The sequence below is a fragment of the Paenibacillus turicensis genome (genome assembly GCF_017873435.1).
Lineage (GTDB): Bacteria > Bacillota > Bacilli > Paenibacillales > Paenibacillaceae > Fontibacillus > Fontibacillus turicensis.
Map to the genome: position 1 here is coordinate 93,436 of NZ_JAGGKG010000004.1, position 18,281 is coordinate 111,716.

Genomic DNA, 18,281 nt, shown 5'->3' on the forward strand with positions numbered 1-18,281 from the left:
CAAGAAGGAGTCACACCCATGACAAGTATAAACCGTGCTGGTAAATCTATCTATTTGTTATTTTTTGTCGGCATTATTGCCATTTCTTTCTCCTCTATTTTTGTACGCTGGTCTGACGCAGATGTTGCTGTCATTGCCATGTATCGTCTATTTTTAACCAATCTGGTTATGCTTCCTTTCATTTGGCCTCACAGACATGAGATGATACGGCTTGATTTCCGTCAGTCGGCTCTGCTGCTTGCTTCCGGTGTCATGCTTGCCCTGCACTTCCTGCTGTGGATGGGATCATTGCGATTAACCAGTGTAGCGAGCTCCACCGTCATTCTTGCACTGGAGCCGATTCTGATTCTGGCAGGCTCGGTCTGGTTGTTCAAAGCCAAAATCAATCGCATGATGCTGATCGGCATGGGTATAGCGCTGGTCGGATCTATCATCATCGGTGCTGGTGATTTCCAGGTGGCAGGTACTGCACTGAAAGGGGATATTTTATCCTTGCTTGGCACGATGGCGGTCGCTGTGCATATGCTTCTGGGTCAATTTTTGCGGATGGGGCTCAGTGCCTTTTCGTATAATTTCTGGGTGTTCCTTGTTGCTGCCTGTACGTTTGCTGTTTACAATCTGCTTATGGGTCATGCTTTTGGGGGTTATGCTGCTTCTGAATGGGGTATCTTCCTGCTGCTCGCGATTGTACCTACCATCTTTGGCCACTATCTCTTTAACTGGCTGTTGCAGTATATGAATGCAACTACGGTGTCGATGGGTGTTCTTGGAGAGCCTGTATTCTCCTCCATGCTAGCGTGGATGCTGCTCGGTGAATCACTGAGTACACTACAAATGTCGGCAGGTGTCGTTATCCTGTTCGGCGTGTGGATCTTCATTCGTTATGACAAAATCAAACCTCAGCCTATATCGGCTGATACTCCCAAAGCCGCTTCAGGCTCTGTTGAACCCAAGACAGTGTAATGGATACCAGGAAAAGCTGATGCGATTATCTTTTCCTGCGGTTCCCCGTGTCTCCGCCTACCAAACGTGATTTCGCTGAAGGAATCGGGATTCTATCACAAAAACAAACAAAGGAGATACATAATGAAGAAAGTAGCAATCCTAATGCTTTCATTCAAACCATTTGTATAAAGAGTAATCTTTAGACTAGATAGATGGGATGAACATAAGTAAGCGCGAAGATGGGTCACATTATCCCTCCTTCGCGCTTTATATTTATGAAACTATTTACAAGCTTGAAAACTTATCTTGGTATTTGAGATATCTAAGTTATTTACTTTAATACTCCACGCCGAAGTAAAAATTTACTGTACAGATACATTGCAAAAGTGAGCAACAGGATAAAGATATCAAATAACGAAACGGCTGCTCCAAGAATATCCCAACGATTCATCCACGTAAATGTAATGAACTCCAATCCCAAGATAGAAAAAGCGGATAATCCAGCAAGTGTTACAGCCCATCGCAAACGTAGCAGCAAGAAACAGGGTGCCAATACACCCGAAAAGATATTAATAGTATACAAAATTAACGGAATAACAGGATAATTGGAGAAATAATTTATCACCGCTTCCCCATAATTTTTAGCGGTATAGTAGTCCTCATTTAGTCCAAGCATCATAAAATAATCATAAACCCCATTGGCATAAATAAATAAAAATATACTAGCTATGACCCACAGATGCCAAGGGGCTTTGGAAAACAAAAACCATGAAGCTTTTTTCATGTTTGTTTCTCCTTTAACCAACTTATGTATGCCTAGTTTAAACCAATATTTGGATCGTGTATAGATTAAGACTTCAGTAACGTTCAGATTTAGCTTATGTTCAATTAGCAGAACAAACAGGTCTATATACCTATTAACACATTGCCATTATAATATAAAGGATATGGAAAGATCATGCTTGCCGAAGCTGAACGAATGGGTCAAGAGCTTGGGTGCACATTTGCACATACTTGCACTTTTTCTTATCAAGCCCCTCACTTTTATACAAGTATGGGATACGAAATATTTGCAATTAATGATGAATATCCAGAAGATATAAAACAATTTTTTCTAAAAAAGAAGTTTTAATATAAATTTTAACTAATAATATTTCTTAATGAACTAAAAGATAAGACCCTTTCCAAACTGTCAAACAGTTGCAAAAGGGTCTGTTTTTTAGGATTTATGTTACTTCTCAGCTTCCAAAGAATTATCTGCCTGTTGCCTGTACCACAGTCGCTGAGCCACCTGTAAAGATAGAATTAATATTTTCAAGCGAGGTAATGACCGCTTTGCTTCCTTGGCGACCTTCTACAAAGGAAATTGCCGCTTCCACTTTAGGCAACATGCTTCCTGGGGCAAATTGCGCTTCCTTAATCCACTGCTTTAATTGGTCCACCGTTACTTCTTCTAGCTTCTCTTGGTTTGGTTGATTGTAGTTCACATATACGTTATCTACGCCCGTTAAAATAAACAGGTAATCCGCCTCAACCAAGTTCGCTAGCTTCGCGGATGCAAAGTCTTTATCGATCACCGCTTCAACACCTTCGTAACCATTGGCTACTTTTTTCACGGGAATACCGCCGCCTCCTGCGGAGATCGTAACATATCCGTGTTCGATCAAGGTTTTAATGATCGGATATTCTACGATCGTTTGTGGTTTAGGAGATGGCACAACTTTTCGATAACCACGACCTGCATCCTCCACGTACTTTTCTCCGTTTTGTGCCGTTGCTTTTTCTGCTTCCTCTTGGGAGAAAAATGGACCGATGGGCTTTGTTGGATTACTGAAGGCTGGATCGTTTTCATCCACAACAACTTGGGTGACAACAGATGCCACCTGCTTGTTTAATCCTGCTTTAACCATCGCTTCATTCATCGTATTTTGTAGCCAATAACCAATGCTTCCTTGCGTCATGGCTACACATGTATCAAGTGAGAGCGCTGGATTTTTATCAGATTGAGCTATCGCTTGCTGCAAGAGCAAATTACCCACCTGAGGCCCATTGCCATGGCTAATAATAAGCTCGTGTCCCTGCTTGATCAGTTCCACCAACTGCTTGCTTGTATGACGCAATGCTTTCATTTGTCCTTCTGTTGAAGGATCGTCACTTAATATTGCATTTCCACCCAAAGCAACTACAATTCTTTTTCCCATAGCCATAGCCGCCTCCATACTTCTTGTTTATTCCTCTTCAACTGTCATTAAGTTAATTGAATCTTGATCATTTAAAAATTCTCCTTTTAAAATTTAGTATAAACGCTTTCATTTAGCCAAAAAATGAACACTGTATATAAAAACATCGAGACTTTTGTGCACTTTCAATAAAAGAGATCACCTTAGTTTGTGATATGTTAATAGTAAAGAGATGTAGAAGTTTATAATGAAAGGTGCTGAAAAAATTGAGTAAGGGTTTTGGCTATGAAAGCGCTACGATTCCCGTTAATGTAATTGATGGGCAACAATTGTATGGAACCTTTTATCACCCGAGTAAAAACGGAGCCTATAAAGGCACTATTCTTTATTTTCATGGTGGAGGAATGATTTTTGGACATCGGGAAGATTTGCCACAGCCTTATATATCTTTGCTGACTGAAAATGGCTATGGTCTACTCGCCCTCGACTACTTGCTCGCACCTGAAAGTAAGCTTCCAGCGATTATGCAAGGGATTAGCCAATCCATCGAATGGTTTATTCAGGAAGGTGCAACTGCCTTAAACCTTGATCATGCCGAGTACTATCTCATGGGACGTTCCGCAGGAGGATACCTGGCACTGTATCATGCGGCACATGCAAGTACTAAACCCCGTGGGGTCATTGCATTTTACGGTTACTACACACTAAGCGATGCAAGCTTCAACGTGCCTAGCCGTTATGCGCTCCAATATCCGCAGGTTTCTGATCAAATGATGGATAGCCTTATTGTTAAACAACCGATTGCATCAGAACCTTCTAAGCAGCGTTATCTGCTCTATCTTGCAGCACGTCAGCGTGGCAATTGGATTTCATTTATTTCTGGCAATCAACAGCAAAATAGAGATTATGATTTAACAAAGGAACAATTAGCTACACTACCAGCAACATTTATTACTGCTGCAACACAAGATCCCGATGTACCTGTAAGGCAGTCAAAGATGCTGCATAAATTTATACCTGAAAGTGAACTACATCTTGTGGAATCGGTGGAACATGACTTTGATCGTACACAGGTGGATGAGCTAGGGATAGAGATCTATTCGAGATTAGTGAAATGGCTAGATAACAACTAATTGGATTCCGTTTTTTATAAAGAGATGGGGGACTTCATTAATGCAGATTGATTTTTTTCTCACTTTACAAAAGGTTTCTGTGCTATTTCTCTTAATTGTAATTGGATTTGTTGCGGGGCGACTTAATTTAATTAGTGAAAAAGGCCAAAAGGATATTACGCAGCTGGTCCTTTACATTACAATGCCAGCGACAATATTTTCAGCAATGCAGCTTAAAATGAGTGAAGAACGTTTAAATACCTCTTTTACGATTGTTGGGATTATGATTTTTTGTTATTTCTTTATGTTCACTGTGGGATGGTTATTATCTAGAAAATTAGCCTTATCCAACGATAAAAAAGATGTCATCCTTACTGCTTTACTGTTATCTAACACTTCATTTATGGGATATCCTATTATTCAAAGCTTGTTAGGAAAAGAAGCCTTATTTTATGCAGTGATTGGAGCAGGCTTTATATTCGAAATCGTATCATGGTCATTTGGTGTCTTTTTCATCTCCAGAAATGGAACGGGAACTGCTACATTTGATTTAAAAAAGGTTTTAATTAGTCCAGGAATTCTTGCCATTTTATTTGGTTTGGTCTTTTTTGCATTCCAGTTACCTGTTCCAGAGCCACTTGACAGTGTCATTCATATTGTAAGTCCAGCTACCTCTCCTTTGGCGATGATCGTAATTGGTTTAATGCTGTCTAGAAGCAACATTATGGAAGCATTTAAAAACAAATATTTATATTTAACTGCATTTTTTAAATTACTTTTTGTTCCACTTATATTGACGTTTGTTCTAAAAAGTATTGGCTTAACTGGACCCTCGCTTATCATTCCAATCTTGGCAGTCTCTATGCCTACTGCGTCATATGTCGCTATGTTCAGCGGTAATTATGGCAACGACGCTAAGTTTGCAAGTCAAATCGTGTTTGTATCGTCGTTAATGTCCATGATTTCCATTCCGATCGTCACCTTATTTTTATAGGCAAGATAGCAATTCACAAAATAAATAACACCATATATATAAAGAAAAAGAGCCGGATAATAGGTTGTGATCTGTGAACGTAGTCACAGTTCATTGATCTTCCTTCGACTCTTTTATTATTATGTTTTTATGTTATTATCGGCTTTTCACTACACTTGAATTTTATAACGATCTTGAAGTACAGACAAATGATGCAACTCATGCCCAGCAATCACACACACAATGGAGCGAGCAGAGGCGGTATAATTGTTAACTATTCCTTTACGTAACCACGTTTCAGGACTAAAATGGCGAAGCATTACAATTGTGGAGTGTCTTACAGCTTCATACTCTTCAGCAAGATCCTCGATACTGTATGCTTCAAATGGATGCTCTACCATAAATAAATCCTGCTCATACCCCGGAAGAGGTGTAGTATCCCCTCTCGCGATACGAAGCAAACGGGTACTCATAATCCGTTCATTATCAATAAGATGACCAAAAACCTCTTTTACACTCCATTTTCCTTCACCATAACGATAGTTCCCTTGTTCCTCAGTTAAAGAGCGAATAGCTTTACTCACTTTGTCAGCTTGCTGCTCCAATATTTCAATGACGTTACCTTCAGGGACAAGGCCGATGTAACCTTCGTAAAATGAAGCATATTCTTCTCTATCAGGTCTTTCGTACATGTTCACCTCTCCTTTGTAATTAATTTCTATTTTTTTGGTATTTATTATGGCGATCTCTCTGTCTCTTCGCTAGTTGGGGTTAGCGGTCAAGTACTGATTTCAAGATTGAGCCTTTATTTTACCATTCTTTTTTGGCAGACTGAAATAAAATAATAATAAATACTCAGAGGCTTAAATATTTTTGGATTTTTAAAAGGAAATACGTGGAATATGTCGAAGTTAGTGGTTAGTATTTAATTAAAATTTTAAGGAGGATGTAAATGAGCCTAAAGGTTGAGCAATTAAATCTACAAATGAGGGACATATCAGGATCTAAGTGGCAGGAGGTTAGAGCAGAAGAGCTTGATATTGATAATGTTAGCTTGGCGAAAACAAAATTAAATAACGTAAATATGAGTGAATTGTCACTACATGATATTAATATGAGTAAGAGTAAAATCTCGGATGTAAACTTAAGCCATATCGTTATTGATCACGCCCATCTGTTTGGGACAGAGTTCCACAATGTAGTGCTTCCTATGGAGGGTGATGGGAATTATAATCCTGAGGGACAATATAAACCGATAACCTTTCAAGATTGCAACCTTACAAATACTCAATTAAAAAACTGTAATTTATCAAATGTCGAAATATCCGATTGTGATATTACTGGCTTAAAAATAAATGGGATTTTAATTTCGGATTTATTGAAGGATAAATAAATAACTAAAGGGGATGTCCTTAGCCATTTTTATGACTCGGAGGACATCCCCTTTTTGATTCACTTTGTTGTAGTTATTAGCACTTCACGAACACGCCTGGGAATTCAGGTGTAACCTGATCTTTTTGGGAGTAGATGATGTGACCACGCAAAATAGTAGTATCAATCTGCGCACCAATCTCACGACCGATATAAGGACTAATTTTGTTGCGGTACTCTAGATCTTCCGCTTTAAGTGTGTAAGGTGCATTTGGCTTAATCAACACAATGTCAGCATCTTTGCCTACACTAATCCGGCCTTTATTCGTAATACCAAAGCGATCCGCTACATTGCTTGCAATGATACCTGCAAATTGTTGAAGTGACATGCCACGTTTTTGAACACCTTCGTCAAATAGAACATCCACATTGTTTTGAAGTCCAGAGATTCCACCCCATGCTTCAAATGCATTTTCTTTATCTTTTAGATCAGGTGTACATGGAGAGTGGTCAGAAGTGACGAACTCAATTTCACCTGCCAACAATTTTTCCCACATGCCATCTTGGTTTTGTTTATCACGAATTGGAGGAGAACATTTAACAACAGGACCGATACTATCCAACTCATCTGTATGGAAATACATATAATGTGTACAAGTTTCACATGTTACATCAACGCCTTCTTGTCTAGCTTTCGTTACAGCTTCAACGCCTTCTGGACAAGCGACGTGACAAATATGGATACGGCATCCTGTTTCTTTAGCGAAAAGAATTGCACGTTGAATTGGCTCAACTTCTGTAAATACTGGACGAGTTTCAACATAGGCTTTTAGAGTTTTCTCACCATTTTTGTAAGCAATCTCACCTAATCTATCGGTAATTGCAGCATTTTCAGCATGGATAGCTAAAACCTTTCCAGTTTTCGCAATTTGCTTCATACCTTCATACAACGAGTAGTCATCCACGTTCATGAAGTCGCCATCAATTGAACGGTCACCACATGTTGCCATAAAACATTTATAAGCAATTACGCCACCTTCATCTAGCTCTTGAATACCGCCTTTAGGAAGAGAGTAAGGCACTAATCCGCCAAAGGAATAAACGTCTGATCTCAATTTGCCTTCCCCAGCAGCATATTTGATTTTGAGAGACTCGCCATCTGTTGTAGCAGGAACTTGGTTCAAAGGCATTTCTAAAAATGAAGTTACTCCACCTTTTGCAGCAGAAGCTGTTCCAGTTGAATAGCCTTCCCATTCATCACGGTAGCCGCCACCTGGCTCTGTAATATGAACGTGAGCATCAATCATTCCTGGGCTTACAATTAAGCCTGTAGCATCTATCACTTTGGAGCCTTCTAACTGAGAGCCGATTGCAGCAATCACGCCGTCTTGAATACCAATATCTGTTTTTACCTCTCCGCTATCCAAAATAACAAGACCGTTCTTAATCACTAGATCATAAGTCATCTCATATTCCTCCAATTTGATTGTAGTTTTTAAATCAATTACAGATCACAGATTTTGTAAAACAGCATCTCAATTATTTGGCGATACTTTCATCAAAATCCAATATATAATAAATGCGGATACAAATCCTGCAATCCAAGCGATGTCAGAAAGGAACGAAAAGGCTGGAACAAATTGTCCAATTAAGGATAAAATCAGTCCTGCAATCGTTGCAATGTACGCTTTAACGTTGACGCTATTGTAAATGCTACGATTAGTTGCTTGATCATTTTCATCATAATACAACTGATCCAAATCAATGTGTTGTCTTTGCACAAAGTAGTAATGAACGATCATTACACCTGCAACTGGACCAAGTAAAGCTCCAATTCCATTCAAGAATACGATAATTGCGCTACCGCCAGACATAAAACGCCATGGCATAATCAAAACGCTGACCACTCCGGCAATAATTACACCCTTACGATAATTGATCGATTTTGGGAATAAAGCGGCTAACTGATAACCCGCAGGAATGATGTTACCTGTAGCATTTGTTGAAATTGTTGTCATCAAAAATACTAAGGTTGTTAATAGTATGGCAGGAAGACTATCCCACTGATTAATGAAATCCAAAACACCATTACCTGAAGTAGGTGCTCCATAATGAATGGTTCCACCAATAATAATGAGAACAGCCATGATTGCGAATATGAAGTACCCAACGAAAAAGCTACCGATTTGTCCAACCGTTTGTGCTTTTTGAGATTTTGCATTTTGTGTAAAGTCAGATACGCTTACGCCCGGTGCTGCCCATACAGCAAGCACGGATGCAATTACAATTAAGTATCCATAAACAGGATTAATTGCAGTGGCTTCAGTCATTTTAAAAGTAAAGATATTTCCGATTCCGCCACCGACATTAACCGCCCATACAGTCATCGCACCAAAAACAATATAAATAATTGGACTTAGTACAGCAGTAAACTTATTCAGAATTCCACCACCACCTAGACCAATTGCCATATTTGCTGCCCAGAAAAGCACAAAGCTGATTAATTCAGGTACAGATATACCAAGAATATTTGCACCTGATCCAATTTCCAAATATGCAGGCCAAATCTTACCTATCAAAATTGTTAATGCAGCAGCCCCAACGTAAGTCTGTACTCCAAACCAAGCTATTGCTGCCACACATCCCCGTAGAAATCCGGGTAGTTTAGCGCCTTTACTTCCATAAGCTGAACGTAGATGTATCGCAAAAGGAATTCCGTATTTAGTCCCTGCTCGGCCGTTGATAACCATAAACAAGGAAAGTACAATCCCACTAATGATCATTGCAAAGATGACGTTGATCGGTGACAAGCCTAGCAATAAAAAACCGACTACAGCCGCATAATTAGGGATGTTATGAATAGAACCCATCCAGAGCGTAAAATAGTTCATTGCGCCCATATTTCTTTTCTCTGGGGACTTAGGTAAAATGTCTTCGTTGCTATATCCCCGTTGCTGATACACTTCGATATTGGTCTCGATAACCTGATTCAAAATGTTGACCTCCCTAAAAACCAAATTTTACAGTAACCACAAACCTCTAAGTTGTAACGCGGCTTTCTGTTGGTATTACCCTATAATAACAGACTGTAAGCATTTCTTTCACTTAGATATTGGGCTCACCTCTTATTTTGTCTTTAATTTTAATGTTCTATATTAAGTATAAATGAAAACGCTTACATCATCATTGTAAAATTGAACAAAACGTAAGTATGTTTTTGTTTAAACTGCACATCTACCTTTTAAAAAATAATTGATATAATAAAAAAATTTCGGTCAAATACGGTTGAAATCCGCATTTGACCGGATATAAATTCCATTTAAGTTATATGAAATCCATATTACTTTATTATGTTAATTTTTGTGATTTGCTTGGTAAACATCCAGCGCTGCTTTAACCGCTTTGCCCACTTGAATCGGCGCACCAAAGTAAATGAGAGCTGCTTCTAAAGCACCCAATACTTGTAGTACATTTTCTCTGCGGCTGCTATATCCCATATTACCAATTCTCCAAATTTTCCCTTGTAAGTCACCAAAGCTTCCAGCTATTTCAACGCCAAACTGCTCCAGCAAAAAGTCTTTAACGCCATTAGCATCAATGCCTTCCGGAACAAGAATTGGTGTCACTGTAGGAATCTTAGTATCTTCGTTACCATAAATACCAAGACCCATCGCCTTAACTCCAGCGACAATCGCTTTATTATTCAAGGTGTGGCGTGCATACACACGATCAAGTCCTTCTTCAAGTAAAACACGTAACCCCGTATGAATACCATAAATCATAGAGGTCGCTTCTGTATGATGGTTGATTCGATTATTATTCCAATAATTAATCAACTGACTCAAATCCAGATAGTTGCTTTGAATGAAACGCTCGTTACGCTCTACTTTGCTAAGTCCTAATTCCTTCTGATAGCGTGATTCAATAATTGCTTGGGCACGCTTGTTAAAAGTAATAAGAGATAAACCTGACGGCACGCTGACACATTTTTGAGAACCAGCAATAGCAATATCAATATTCCATTCATCCACTTTAATTTCTACTCCGCCGTAAGTCGCAACCATATCAACCAAAAATAAAACATCGTTTTGACGGCAATAAGCACCTATTTTTTCCATTTCCTGAATTTGAGCATTCGCAGTTTCACCATGAACCATGGCTACGATTTTAGGCTGAACCTCTTTAATCTTCTCAATGACTTCCTGCTGATCAAAAGGAGTCTCCCAATCCTTTTCCAGCATAACAATATCTGCTTGTGCACGCTCTGCAATTTCAGCTAACAAATACGCAAATCGTCCATAAGCAGGAATTAACACTTTATCCCCTGGCTCAATTAAAGCAATCATAGCAGCTTCAATTCCTGAACGGGATGTTCCATCAATTGCAAATGCCTGCTCGTTAGTTGTACCGAACGGAGCTTTGATCATTTCTTTCACTTCGTCCATGATGGATAAGAAGGCTGGATCAAATTGTCCAAGGATCGTATGGCTCATTGCGCGTAACACTTTTGGGTGTGCTTCTACGGGTCCGGGTGTCATAATCGTTCTTTGTGGGATATCTATTTCTTTAAACATGTTAAAAATTCACCATCCATCCTCAATTTATTGACAGCCAACAATACAGCTCTGTGGCAGACATGTTATACTTAAATAATTGTTATACTTTATAATAGAAAAAACTTTGAATTCTATATAGGCTTACAGAAAGGATACAGATATGACGACCATAGCCGACATTCTAAAGCTTCCACGCTACTCGGATCTAAAATTACTAACGAATGCAAATTTAGTCGATACACATAAAACGATAGAAAGCGTTGAAATCTCTGAAACGCCTGATATCGAATTCTACATTCCTGCTAACGTTTTACTTCTAACTACAGCAATGACTTATGCAAACGATCAAGACGGATTAATTCCGTTAATTGATTCTTTAATTCGGGCCAAAACCATAGGTCTCGGGATTAAGACAGGGCGATTTCTTGGTAAAATAAAACCCGAAGTTATTGAATACGCGGAGAAGGTTAATTTCCCATTATTTGAAATTCCTAACACCTACTCTCTTGGCTCGCTGATGCATCAATTGTTAAATAAAATCTGGGGCACACGTTATGAAGAAATTTCCTTCGCCTTAGATATTCAAAAAAGATTTTTTAACTTATTGATCCAAAATGCGACGAATCAAATCGTAATTAACAAATTAAGCCAGATCGTAAAAACACCAATTATTTTGCTGAACCCATTTAAAGAAATCATGGATTACTCCAAGCATTTCAATCTTTCCAGCAATCCAGCTCAGCATTATGTGAACGAGATTGTGCAAAAAATCGAACAAATTCCGAAAGAACGGGATTCCTTTATAATTAAAAATCCAAAAGGTCATGAAATTCAGGTTTCGCTTGTCCCTATTAAGGTCCATACCTATTTTCCACATTACCTAGTGATTGTGAATCCTGAACAAATTCCTTATCCGATCTCCAGCTTTGCCATTGATCAGGCAGCAATGGTGTTATCTTTTGTCCTTTTTAAAAATGAGAAGGTATCAGAGTCGCAACAGTCGATCGAAACCGAATACTTTAAAGAACTGATCGATTATCATTCCAGTTCAAATGCGCCAGTACGTGCTTTTGAGCTAAATGTAAAATATGGCTACGTGTTATCCAATTACTATCAGGTTGTTCACGTGTTTGACGAAGCAGCACTGGAAGACTCATTGCTTAATCTAAATCAAGAGGAACGCTTAGTCCTTGCATCACAATGGCTACAAAAACATGTATCCGAATATTTTACTAACGGACTAGTCATTTTCTTTAGCGTTACCAAGGAAACCCTCATTTTAATCCAACAAGAGGTTGAAGATTTAGACGAAAAACTATTGGATATTCGCAATCAGCTACATGAAACCTTAGATATTCAATTGATCTTTAGTGTCGCAAATCCGTACACCGATTGGAAACGAATTAACCAATCTTATACGGAAGCTAAGTTAGTCTTTGACGAACGTAGAAGTAAGCATCAAACTCAACCGATCATCCATTATAAAGATAAGGGTATGGTTCAATTGTTCCATCACCTTGAAAAAAATGATGTGCGCTTTTTCTGTGAAAACATTCTGAAAGATTTCGCTTATCCTAAAGAACCTGTATTAATTGAGTTACGCAAAACATTATCAGTGTATTTAGGTGCACAATGCGAAATTGCCAGCGCAGCCTCTGCTTTATTCGTGCATCGTAATACCGTAAAATACCGGATTCTTCGTTGCGAGGAAATACTTGGCCACTCCGTCAATTCACCAAGTCATTCCTTGAACTTACGTCTTGCACTTGCCCTTAGCGAGGAAAGCTATTAAATAAAAAGCATTGAAGATTGAATCGCGAATAAGCTGTTGATAGCTATTACGATTCAACATTCAATGCTTTTATTCAGTTTGCAAACGCCCCAAGTCCTTCATAACGATTGTAATGAATATCGTCAGACTCAAGATAGCGGATAATGGATTCAGGAATGTCCACACCCTCCTTGAGATGCTTGCTATAACGCTCTTGACTGCCTTGACCTGGATATTGAACACGACTGAACCCAGATGCTGGCTTAATCTCATTTAACTCCTGCATGGTTTGAGAAATATATTTCTTAAACAACTCAAGACCAACAAAACGCTCAGGATCGATAAGAATATAAATCTGACCCAAATTGCGTCCCTCATGCAAATTATGATACATGGAGCTAACTTCTTTACCAAATGGCAATCCAAGCAACACACCAGATAAAATATCGACCATCATCATTAAGCCGTAACCTTTAGGTCCAGCGATCGGAAGAAGCCCATTTACTTCATTTGGATCTGTTGTTGGCGCGCCATCTTTATCCACCGCCCACGTATCAGGGATTGATTTCCCTTTGGAGCGTGCATCAAGAATTTTACCCCATGCTTGTACTGTTGTAGCCATATCAAAAACCAATGGTTGATCACCATCACTTGGTGCACCAAAAGCGATCGGATTCGTTCCGTAATATCTTTCCGCACCACCAAACGGCACAACCATCGGGTCGGATTGACACATAGCAATCCCAACTAAATTTTCTTTAGCAATTTTGCGCATGTAATAAGAAAGCGTTCCAGTATGACCTACTTTGGAAACACCAACGACTGCTACGCCACTTTCCTTCGCCATCTTAATTGCAGGCTCCAACGCTAAATTTGCAGCATAATGCCCTTGCGTATTATCGCCATGATAAATCGCAGAGCTTGGACCCGTTTGCTCAAAGTTAAGCTCAGGCGTAACATTAATCCCGCCCTTATTAATCCGCTCAGCATAATATTCAACACGAACAGCACCATGTGAATGCACACCACACAAATCTGCATATACGAGGTGATTTGCGGTTTCTTCCGCCTGCTCACCTTTTAATCCTGCTTTAACTAGCTTGTTTTTGATTAGTTCATGCAGTTGTTCACCGCTAACTCTAACTACTTTTTCTTCTGTATTTGACATTTTTACAGCCCCTTCCTCAGTGTTGTTTACACACCTGGGTTACGATTTGCGTCTTTGGAATATACGTAAGCCAACTTCTCTTTACGGTCTGTTGAATATGCGGCTTGTGGTACATAAGACGCCATAAAGATATAATCGCCTTTTTCAACAGGATACCAATTGTTGTCGAGGTTATACATGCCTTTACCAGAAAGGATATATGCACCATGCTCCTGATAATGTGTTTCGACATAACCATGACTTGCAGCAGGTGAGAATTCTAAAATGTGCATATTCATATCGAAACCTAAATCATCTGTAGGTAGCAGGTTCCAGAACAACACATCACTCATACCTTCGTATTCAATTGGTGTAATGTCAGCACGATTACCTACAACTTTGTGTGCTTGATGTCCTTCAAGTGGATCGTATTTACGTTGGTACAAAAATGCTTCCGTCATTTCAGTTTGCCCATTTTCGAAATACATCTTTTCATTTACAGGGAAAAACGCATAACCACCATCTGTCAATTCATGCTTTTCGTTGCTATCGCTTACAATTAACTTTCCTGAAATAACATATACAAAGGTTTCGATCCCTTCGCCACCAAAGCCTAATGTGTTTTTGCCGCCTTCTTGAAATTCAGCGATAAAATCAGAGAAGCTTGCTCCGATACGAGGTGAACCTAAAATACTAATTCTTGTGTTCTCAAAGCCTGGTACAACATTATTCACTAAACCATCATGTGGCAAAATAGCGTAATTATTTTTTTTAATGACTGCACGCGATGTTAACAAGCCGTCTAAATAACCGACATTATTATTTTTATAACCCATGTCTAATCGTTCCCTTTCTAAATAGGATTACAGCCAAAATTACTGCTTTAATTCATTGTAAGCACTTAACTGATAAGCGCATAGTTTCAAAAGCTACAATTCTTGAGGCAAAGTTGTTGATGATGAACAAAGCATGAACAATTTTTTTAAAAAATACCTCTTTTAAAAATGCCCATTTTATTAAAAAATTAATATATAAATAATTAAAAGTTGACCCTTCTACAATTACTAAACGTAAATGCAAAAGGGTCTTTTTTGATTATTTGTATTATATTAGTTTACAGCTCCGACAGGACTCGCTTGTACAACCGTTGCTGAACCACCAGTAAAGATGGAATTAATGTTTTCAAGTGAAGTAATGATCGCTTTGCTTCCTGGGCGACCTTCCACAAATGAAATTGCTGCTTCAACTTTAGGTAACATGCTACCTGGTGCAAATTGTTCTTCGTCGATCCATTTATTCAATTGATCAACAGTTACTTCTTCTAGCTTCTCTTGGTCTGGTTTATTGTAGTTCACATATACGTTATCTACACCTGTCAAAATAAACAAGTAATCCGCTTCAACCAAGTTTGCTAGTTTTGCAGATGCGAAGTCTTTATCGATTACAGCTTCAACACCTTCGTAACCGTTGGTTACTTTCTTCACAGGAATACCACCGCCACCTGCAGAAATCGTAACATATCCACTTTCAATCAATGTTTTGATAATCGGATATTCCACAATTGTTTGTGGTTTAGGGGATGCTACGACTTTACGATATCCGCGACCCGCATCCTCAACATACGTTTCTCCGTTTTCTGCTGCTGCTTTTTCTGCTTCCTCTTGAGAGAAAAATGGACCAATTGGCTTCGTTGGGTTAGTGAAAGCTGGATCGTTTTCATCGACAACGACTTGGGTTACAACGGTTGCCACTTGCTTGTTTAGACCTGCTTCAACCATTGCTTCGTTCATTGTATTTTGTAGCCAGTAGCCAATGCTACCTTGTGTCATTGCTACACAAGTATCTAGTGACATTGACGGATTTTTATCAGATTCAGCTGCAGCTTGCTGCAACAATAAATTACCAACCTGCGGGCCGTTACCATGGCTAATAATAAGCTCATGTCCCTGTTTGATTAATTCTACCAATTGCTTACTTGTATGACGTAATGCTTTCATTTGTCCTTCTGTCGTTGGATCATCAGTTAAAATCGCGTTACCACCTAATGCGACTACAATTCTTTTTCCCATAATTGCCTCCATTTTATCTTGTTGTCTTTTGTTTTAAAAATGTAAGAACACCAACTAAACTATCGTTTCCAGAAGTTGCTCCATATGCTTGAATCTTTTTTATTGCTTCAATAAGCTGTTGCTCATTTTCTGTTAAAATTGCTGCGCAGAGATTAATCCATTGTGCATTCACATATCCATCAAACAGCGCCTCATAATAAGCCAAGCTGACATCTGTTGTTGAACGGTGCTGTAACTGCTGCTTCACGAGTTCTTTCAAGTAGCCTCCACTCTCAGTGATGGCTTCAAACAATATCATTCCTTGTAGAAAGTCATCGCCAGAAGGTGTTAAACCAACTCCTGCACCAATTAAAGAAGAAACTGTGCTTGTGCTAATTAAACTAACGAAATTGTCGTACATTTGCGTTAATTGCGATGAAGCAAAACCTGACTGCGTCCAAACATCCGCTTCTTCAAGATGATGTAATAAACCACTTTTGCTTATTTGTTCTTGTGTTACATGTGGTATTGATAAATCTATACTTTGAATCGACGGGAATATTGCGGTTGTGACGAGAGGACGAGTATAACAGGTAAAAGTTAAACTAAGCTTTTCTTCTGAACTGGAAAAAAACGGGCTTATTTTGACTGGATCACCAACTGTCAATGCGGACTGAACAAGTTCAAGATCTGCGGCGTTGATTGCAAGCCCAATCGCGGATAAGCTCTCTTCATTTTTTCCAACGAACAGTAAAGAATCATTATATTTCAGGTTGAATCCATTCGAAAAAATCGAATGGATTCGTGCCTGAATACTTCCATGTTGTAAAATCAATTGTCGTACATATGAGCTTATATAAGCTTTTTCAAATGTTAGACTGTGATTGTTCATCGTTTACTTGAATTATTCTTCAACTTGAATGCCTAGAGATTTTGCATAGGCAATCAAAGCTTTTTCGAAGCATACTAGTGGTGCTCTTACTGTACCTGCACCGATTTGACCCACACCTGCTTCTTTGTGCGCAATCCCTGTATTGATGATTGGCGTAATGCCGGTTTCCACGACTTTACGAATATCGATACCTAGTGTTGCACCCTTGAAGTTCCAGTTCGGAATCGCCCAAGTTGGGTTGTTTGTGATGGAAATCCGTTGCATTTCTTCAGAAATCTTTTGTGCATCATCTAAACCACTAAGTCCAACAAAGCGGGTTACCCCTGGTGCTGCGATCATTGCCATACCACCGACACCTACGGTTTCGGTAATGGCACTGTCCCCGATATCCGGGTTAGCAAGCTCTGCGGAATAGCCAGTGAAGTACAAGCCGTCTGGCGTGTTTACAGGACCTGTAAACCATTCGTCGCCTAATGCACTGATACGTACACCAAAGTTTTCGCCGTTACGTGCCATGGTTGTAACCACGCAACCTTCTTTTACTTTACGTGCATAATCAACCATTGCTTTACCGGTTGCCATCATAATATTCAAGAAGAATTGATCGGTATTTGCTAAGAACTGAATCACGTCTGCTTTACTTTGTTGATCGATATCTAGGGTTGTAATTGCAGGTGTAATTTCTTTCAAGAATACAAGCGATGCTGCAATGTTACGTTGGTGGAACTCATCACCCATACCAATCGCACGTGCGATCATTACGTTTAGGTTCAAGCCTTCTTCAAACGTTCTTAACGCTTGACCAAGCACTGGACCTAACACATCACGCATCCATTTCAAGCGGTTAATTACATTTTCGTTGTTTGCACCAAAACGAAGTACTTCGCCGATGCCTTCGTTCATGATGCAATAGCCTGTTGTCCCGTCTGTTTTGTTTTCGACGATAAACACAGGGAAGTTTGCCGTTGTGATTCCGCCCATCGGTCCAACTGCACCCACATGGTGACATGGGATGAAGGTCACTTCGCCATTTTCAAGCTGACGACGTGCATCGGCTTGATCTGCTGCCCATCCTTCAAACAACATCGCACCAATTACAGAACCTTGCATTGGGCCTGTCATGTTTTCGTATTTAATTGGAGGTCCTGCATGAAGCACGACTTTTTCACCTGTGTTCAGTTCAGGAATAACTTCTTTCGCTAAGCGAGCATCCACCAAGAACGGTTGAGATTCTAAGTAACGAGCAACGATCTTATCGTTTGCTGCGTTAATTTCCTCTTCACGTT

At 39.3% G+C, this 18,281-nt stretch carries 17 protein-coding genes; 6 read left to right on the forward strand and 11 right to left on the reverse strand.

Annotated elements, in window-relative coordinates:
* Positions 1 to 18: 18 nt before the first annotated feature.
* Positions 19 to 963, forward strand: coding sequence for a DMT family transporter (locus tag J2Z32_RS06045; RefSeq protein WP_210088281.1), 945 nt, complete (start codon positions 19 to 21; stop codon positions 961 to 963).
* Positions 964 to 1,276: 313 nt separating this feature from the next.
* Here the strand turns inward: J2Z32_RS06045 and J2Z32_RS06050 are convergent, their stop codons facing one another.
* Positions 1,277 to 1,729, reverse strand: a complete 453-nt coding sequence (locus J2Z32_RS06050; protein ID WP_210088282.1) for a hypothetical protein — start codon at positions 1,727 to 1,729, stop codon at positions 1,277 to 1,279.
* 174 nt (positions 1,730 to 1,903) lie between these two features.
* On the opposite strand from J2Z32_RS06050, the gene J2Z32_RS06055 reads away from it, so the two are divergent.
* The gene (locus J2Z32_RS06055; RefSeq protein ID WP_245251240.1) at positions 1,904 to 2,077 is read left to right on the forward strand and encodes an N-acetyltransferase; all 174 of its coding nucleotides are present in this window, start codon (positions 1,904 to 1,906) and stop codon (positions 2,075 to 2,077) included.
* 121 nt (positions 2,078 to 2,198) lie between these two features.
* On the opposite strand, the gene arcC (J2Z32_RS06060) is transcribed toward J2Z32_RS06055, so the two are convergent.
* Positions 2,199 to 3,146 carry a carbamate kinase gene (arcC, locus tag J2Z32_RS06060; protein ID WP_210088283.1) on the reverse strand — a complete coding sequence of 316 codons (948 nt, stop codon included), beginning with the start codon at positions 3,144 to 3,146 and terminating at the stop codon, positions 2,199 to 2,201.
* 245 nt (positions 3,147 to 3,391) lie between these two features.
* Here arcC (J2Z32_RS06060) and J2Z32_RS06065 point away from each other — a divergent pair, with 245 nt between their 5' ends.
* Positions 3,392 to 4,258, forward strand: coding sequence for an alpha/beta hydrolase (locus J2Z32_RS06065; RefSeq protein WP_210088284.1), 867 nt, complete (start codon positions 3,392 to 3,394; stop codon positions 4,256 to 4,258).
* Between the two features lie 40 nt (positions 4,259 to 4,298).
* The gene (locus J2Z32_RS06070) at positions 4,299 to 5,231 is read left to right on the forward strand and encodes an AEC family transporter (protein WP_210088285.1); all 933 of its coding nucleotides are present in this window, start codon (positions 4,299 to 4,301) and stop codon (positions 5,229 to 5,231) included.
* 149 nt (positions 5,232 to 5,380) lie between these two features.
* Here the strand turns inward: J2Z32_RS06070 and J2Z32_RS06075 are convergent, their stop codons facing one another.
* Entirely contained in the window at positions 5,381 to 5,902 is a 522-nt protein-coding gene (locus J2Z32_RS06075; protein ID WP_210088286.1) for a DinB family protein, read from the reverse strand.
* A 260-nt stretch (positions 5,903 to 6,162) separates the two neighbouring features.
* Between J2Z32_RS06075 and J2Z32_RS06080 the strand changes: the two genes are divergently transcribed.
* On the forward strand, positions 6,163 to 6,603 hold the full coding sequence (locus J2Z32_RS06080; RefSeq protein WP_210088287.1) for a pentapeptide repeat-containing protein: 441 nt from the start codon (positions 6,163 to 6,165) through the stop codon (positions 6,601 to 6,603).
* Between the two features lie 76 nt (positions 6,604 to 6,679).
* Here J2Z32_RS06080 and allB read toward each other — a convergent pair whose 3' ends face one another.
* The 3 genes from allB to J2Z32_RS06095 form a co-directional block, all read right to left on the reverse strand.
* The gene (gene allB / locus J2Z32_RS06085) at positions 6,680 to 8,047 is read right to left on the reverse strand and encodes an allantoinase AllB (RefSeq protein ID WP_210088288.1); all 1,368 of its coding nucleotides are present in this window, start codon (positions 8,045 to 8,047) and stop codon (positions 6,680 to 6,682) included.
* Positions 8,048 to 8,116: 69 nt separating this feature from the next.
* Complete coding sequence (allW, locus tag J2Z32_RS06090) at positions 8,117 to 9,574, reverse strand: allantoin permease (RefSeq protein WP_245251241.1); 1,458 nt, start codon at positions 9,572 to 9,574, stop codon at positions 8,117 to 8,119.
* Positions 9,575 to 9,934: 360 nt separating this feature from the next.
* Positions 9,935 to 11,155: a pyridoxal-phosphate-dependent aminotransferase family protein gene (locus tag J2Z32_RS06095; RefSeq protein ID WP_210088289.1), complete on the reverse strand. Its 1,221-nt coding sequence runs from the start codon at positions 11,153 to 11,155 to the stop codon at positions 9,935 to 9,937.
* Between the two features lie 142 nt (positions 11,156 to 11,297).
* Between J2Z32_RS06095 and J2Z32_RS06100 the strand changes: the two genes are divergently transcribed.
* Entirely contained in the window at positions 11,298 to 12,929 is a 1,632-nt protein-coding gene (locus tag J2Z32_RS06100; protein WP_210088290.1) for a PucR family transcriptional regulator, read from the forward strand.
* Between the two features lie 73 nt (positions 12,930 to 13,002).
* Here the strand turns inward: J2Z32_RS06100 and allD are convergent, their stop codons facing one another.
* The 5 genes from allD to J2Z32_RS22320 all read right to left on the reverse strand — a co-directional run bounded on the left by allD (position 13,003) and on the right by J2Z32_RS22320 (position 18,267).
* A complete protein-coding gene (allD, locus tag J2Z32_RS06105) occupies positions 13,003 to 14,076 on the reverse strand; it encodes an ureidoglycolate dehydrogenase (RefSeq protein ID WP_210088291.1) in 1,074 nt (357 codons plus the stop codon).
* 26 nt (positions 14,077 to 14,102) lie between these two features.
* Positions 14,103 to 14,891, reverse strand: a complete 789-nt coding sequence (allE, locus tag J2Z32_RS06110; protein ID WP_210088292.1) for a (S)-ureidoglycine aminohydrolase — start codon at positions 14,889 to 14,891, stop codon at positions 14,103 to 14,105.
* A gap of 273 nt (positions 14,892 to 15,164) precedes the next feature.
* Positions 15,165 to 16,124, reverse strand: coding sequence for a carbamate kinase (arcC, locus tag J2Z32_RS06115; RefSeq protein ID WP_210088293.1), 960 nt, complete (start codon positions 16,122 to 16,124; stop codon positions 15,165 to 15,167).
* A gap of 13 nt (positions 16,125 to 16,137) precedes the next feature.
* Positions 16,138 to 16,995, reverse strand: coding sequence for an oxamate carbamoyltransferase subunit AllH family protein (locus J2Z32_RS06120; protein WP_210088294.1), 858 nt, complete (start codon positions 16,993 to 16,995; stop codon positions 16,138 to 16,140).
* Positions 16,996 to 17,007: 12 nt separating this feature from the next.
* Complete coding sequence (locus tag J2Z32_RS22320; protein WP_425342981.1) at positions 17,008 to 18,267, reverse strand: YlbE family protein; 1,260 nt, start codon at positions 18,265 to 18,267, stop codon at positions 17,008 to 17,010.
* Positions 18,268 to 18,281 lie beyond the last annotated feature (14 nt).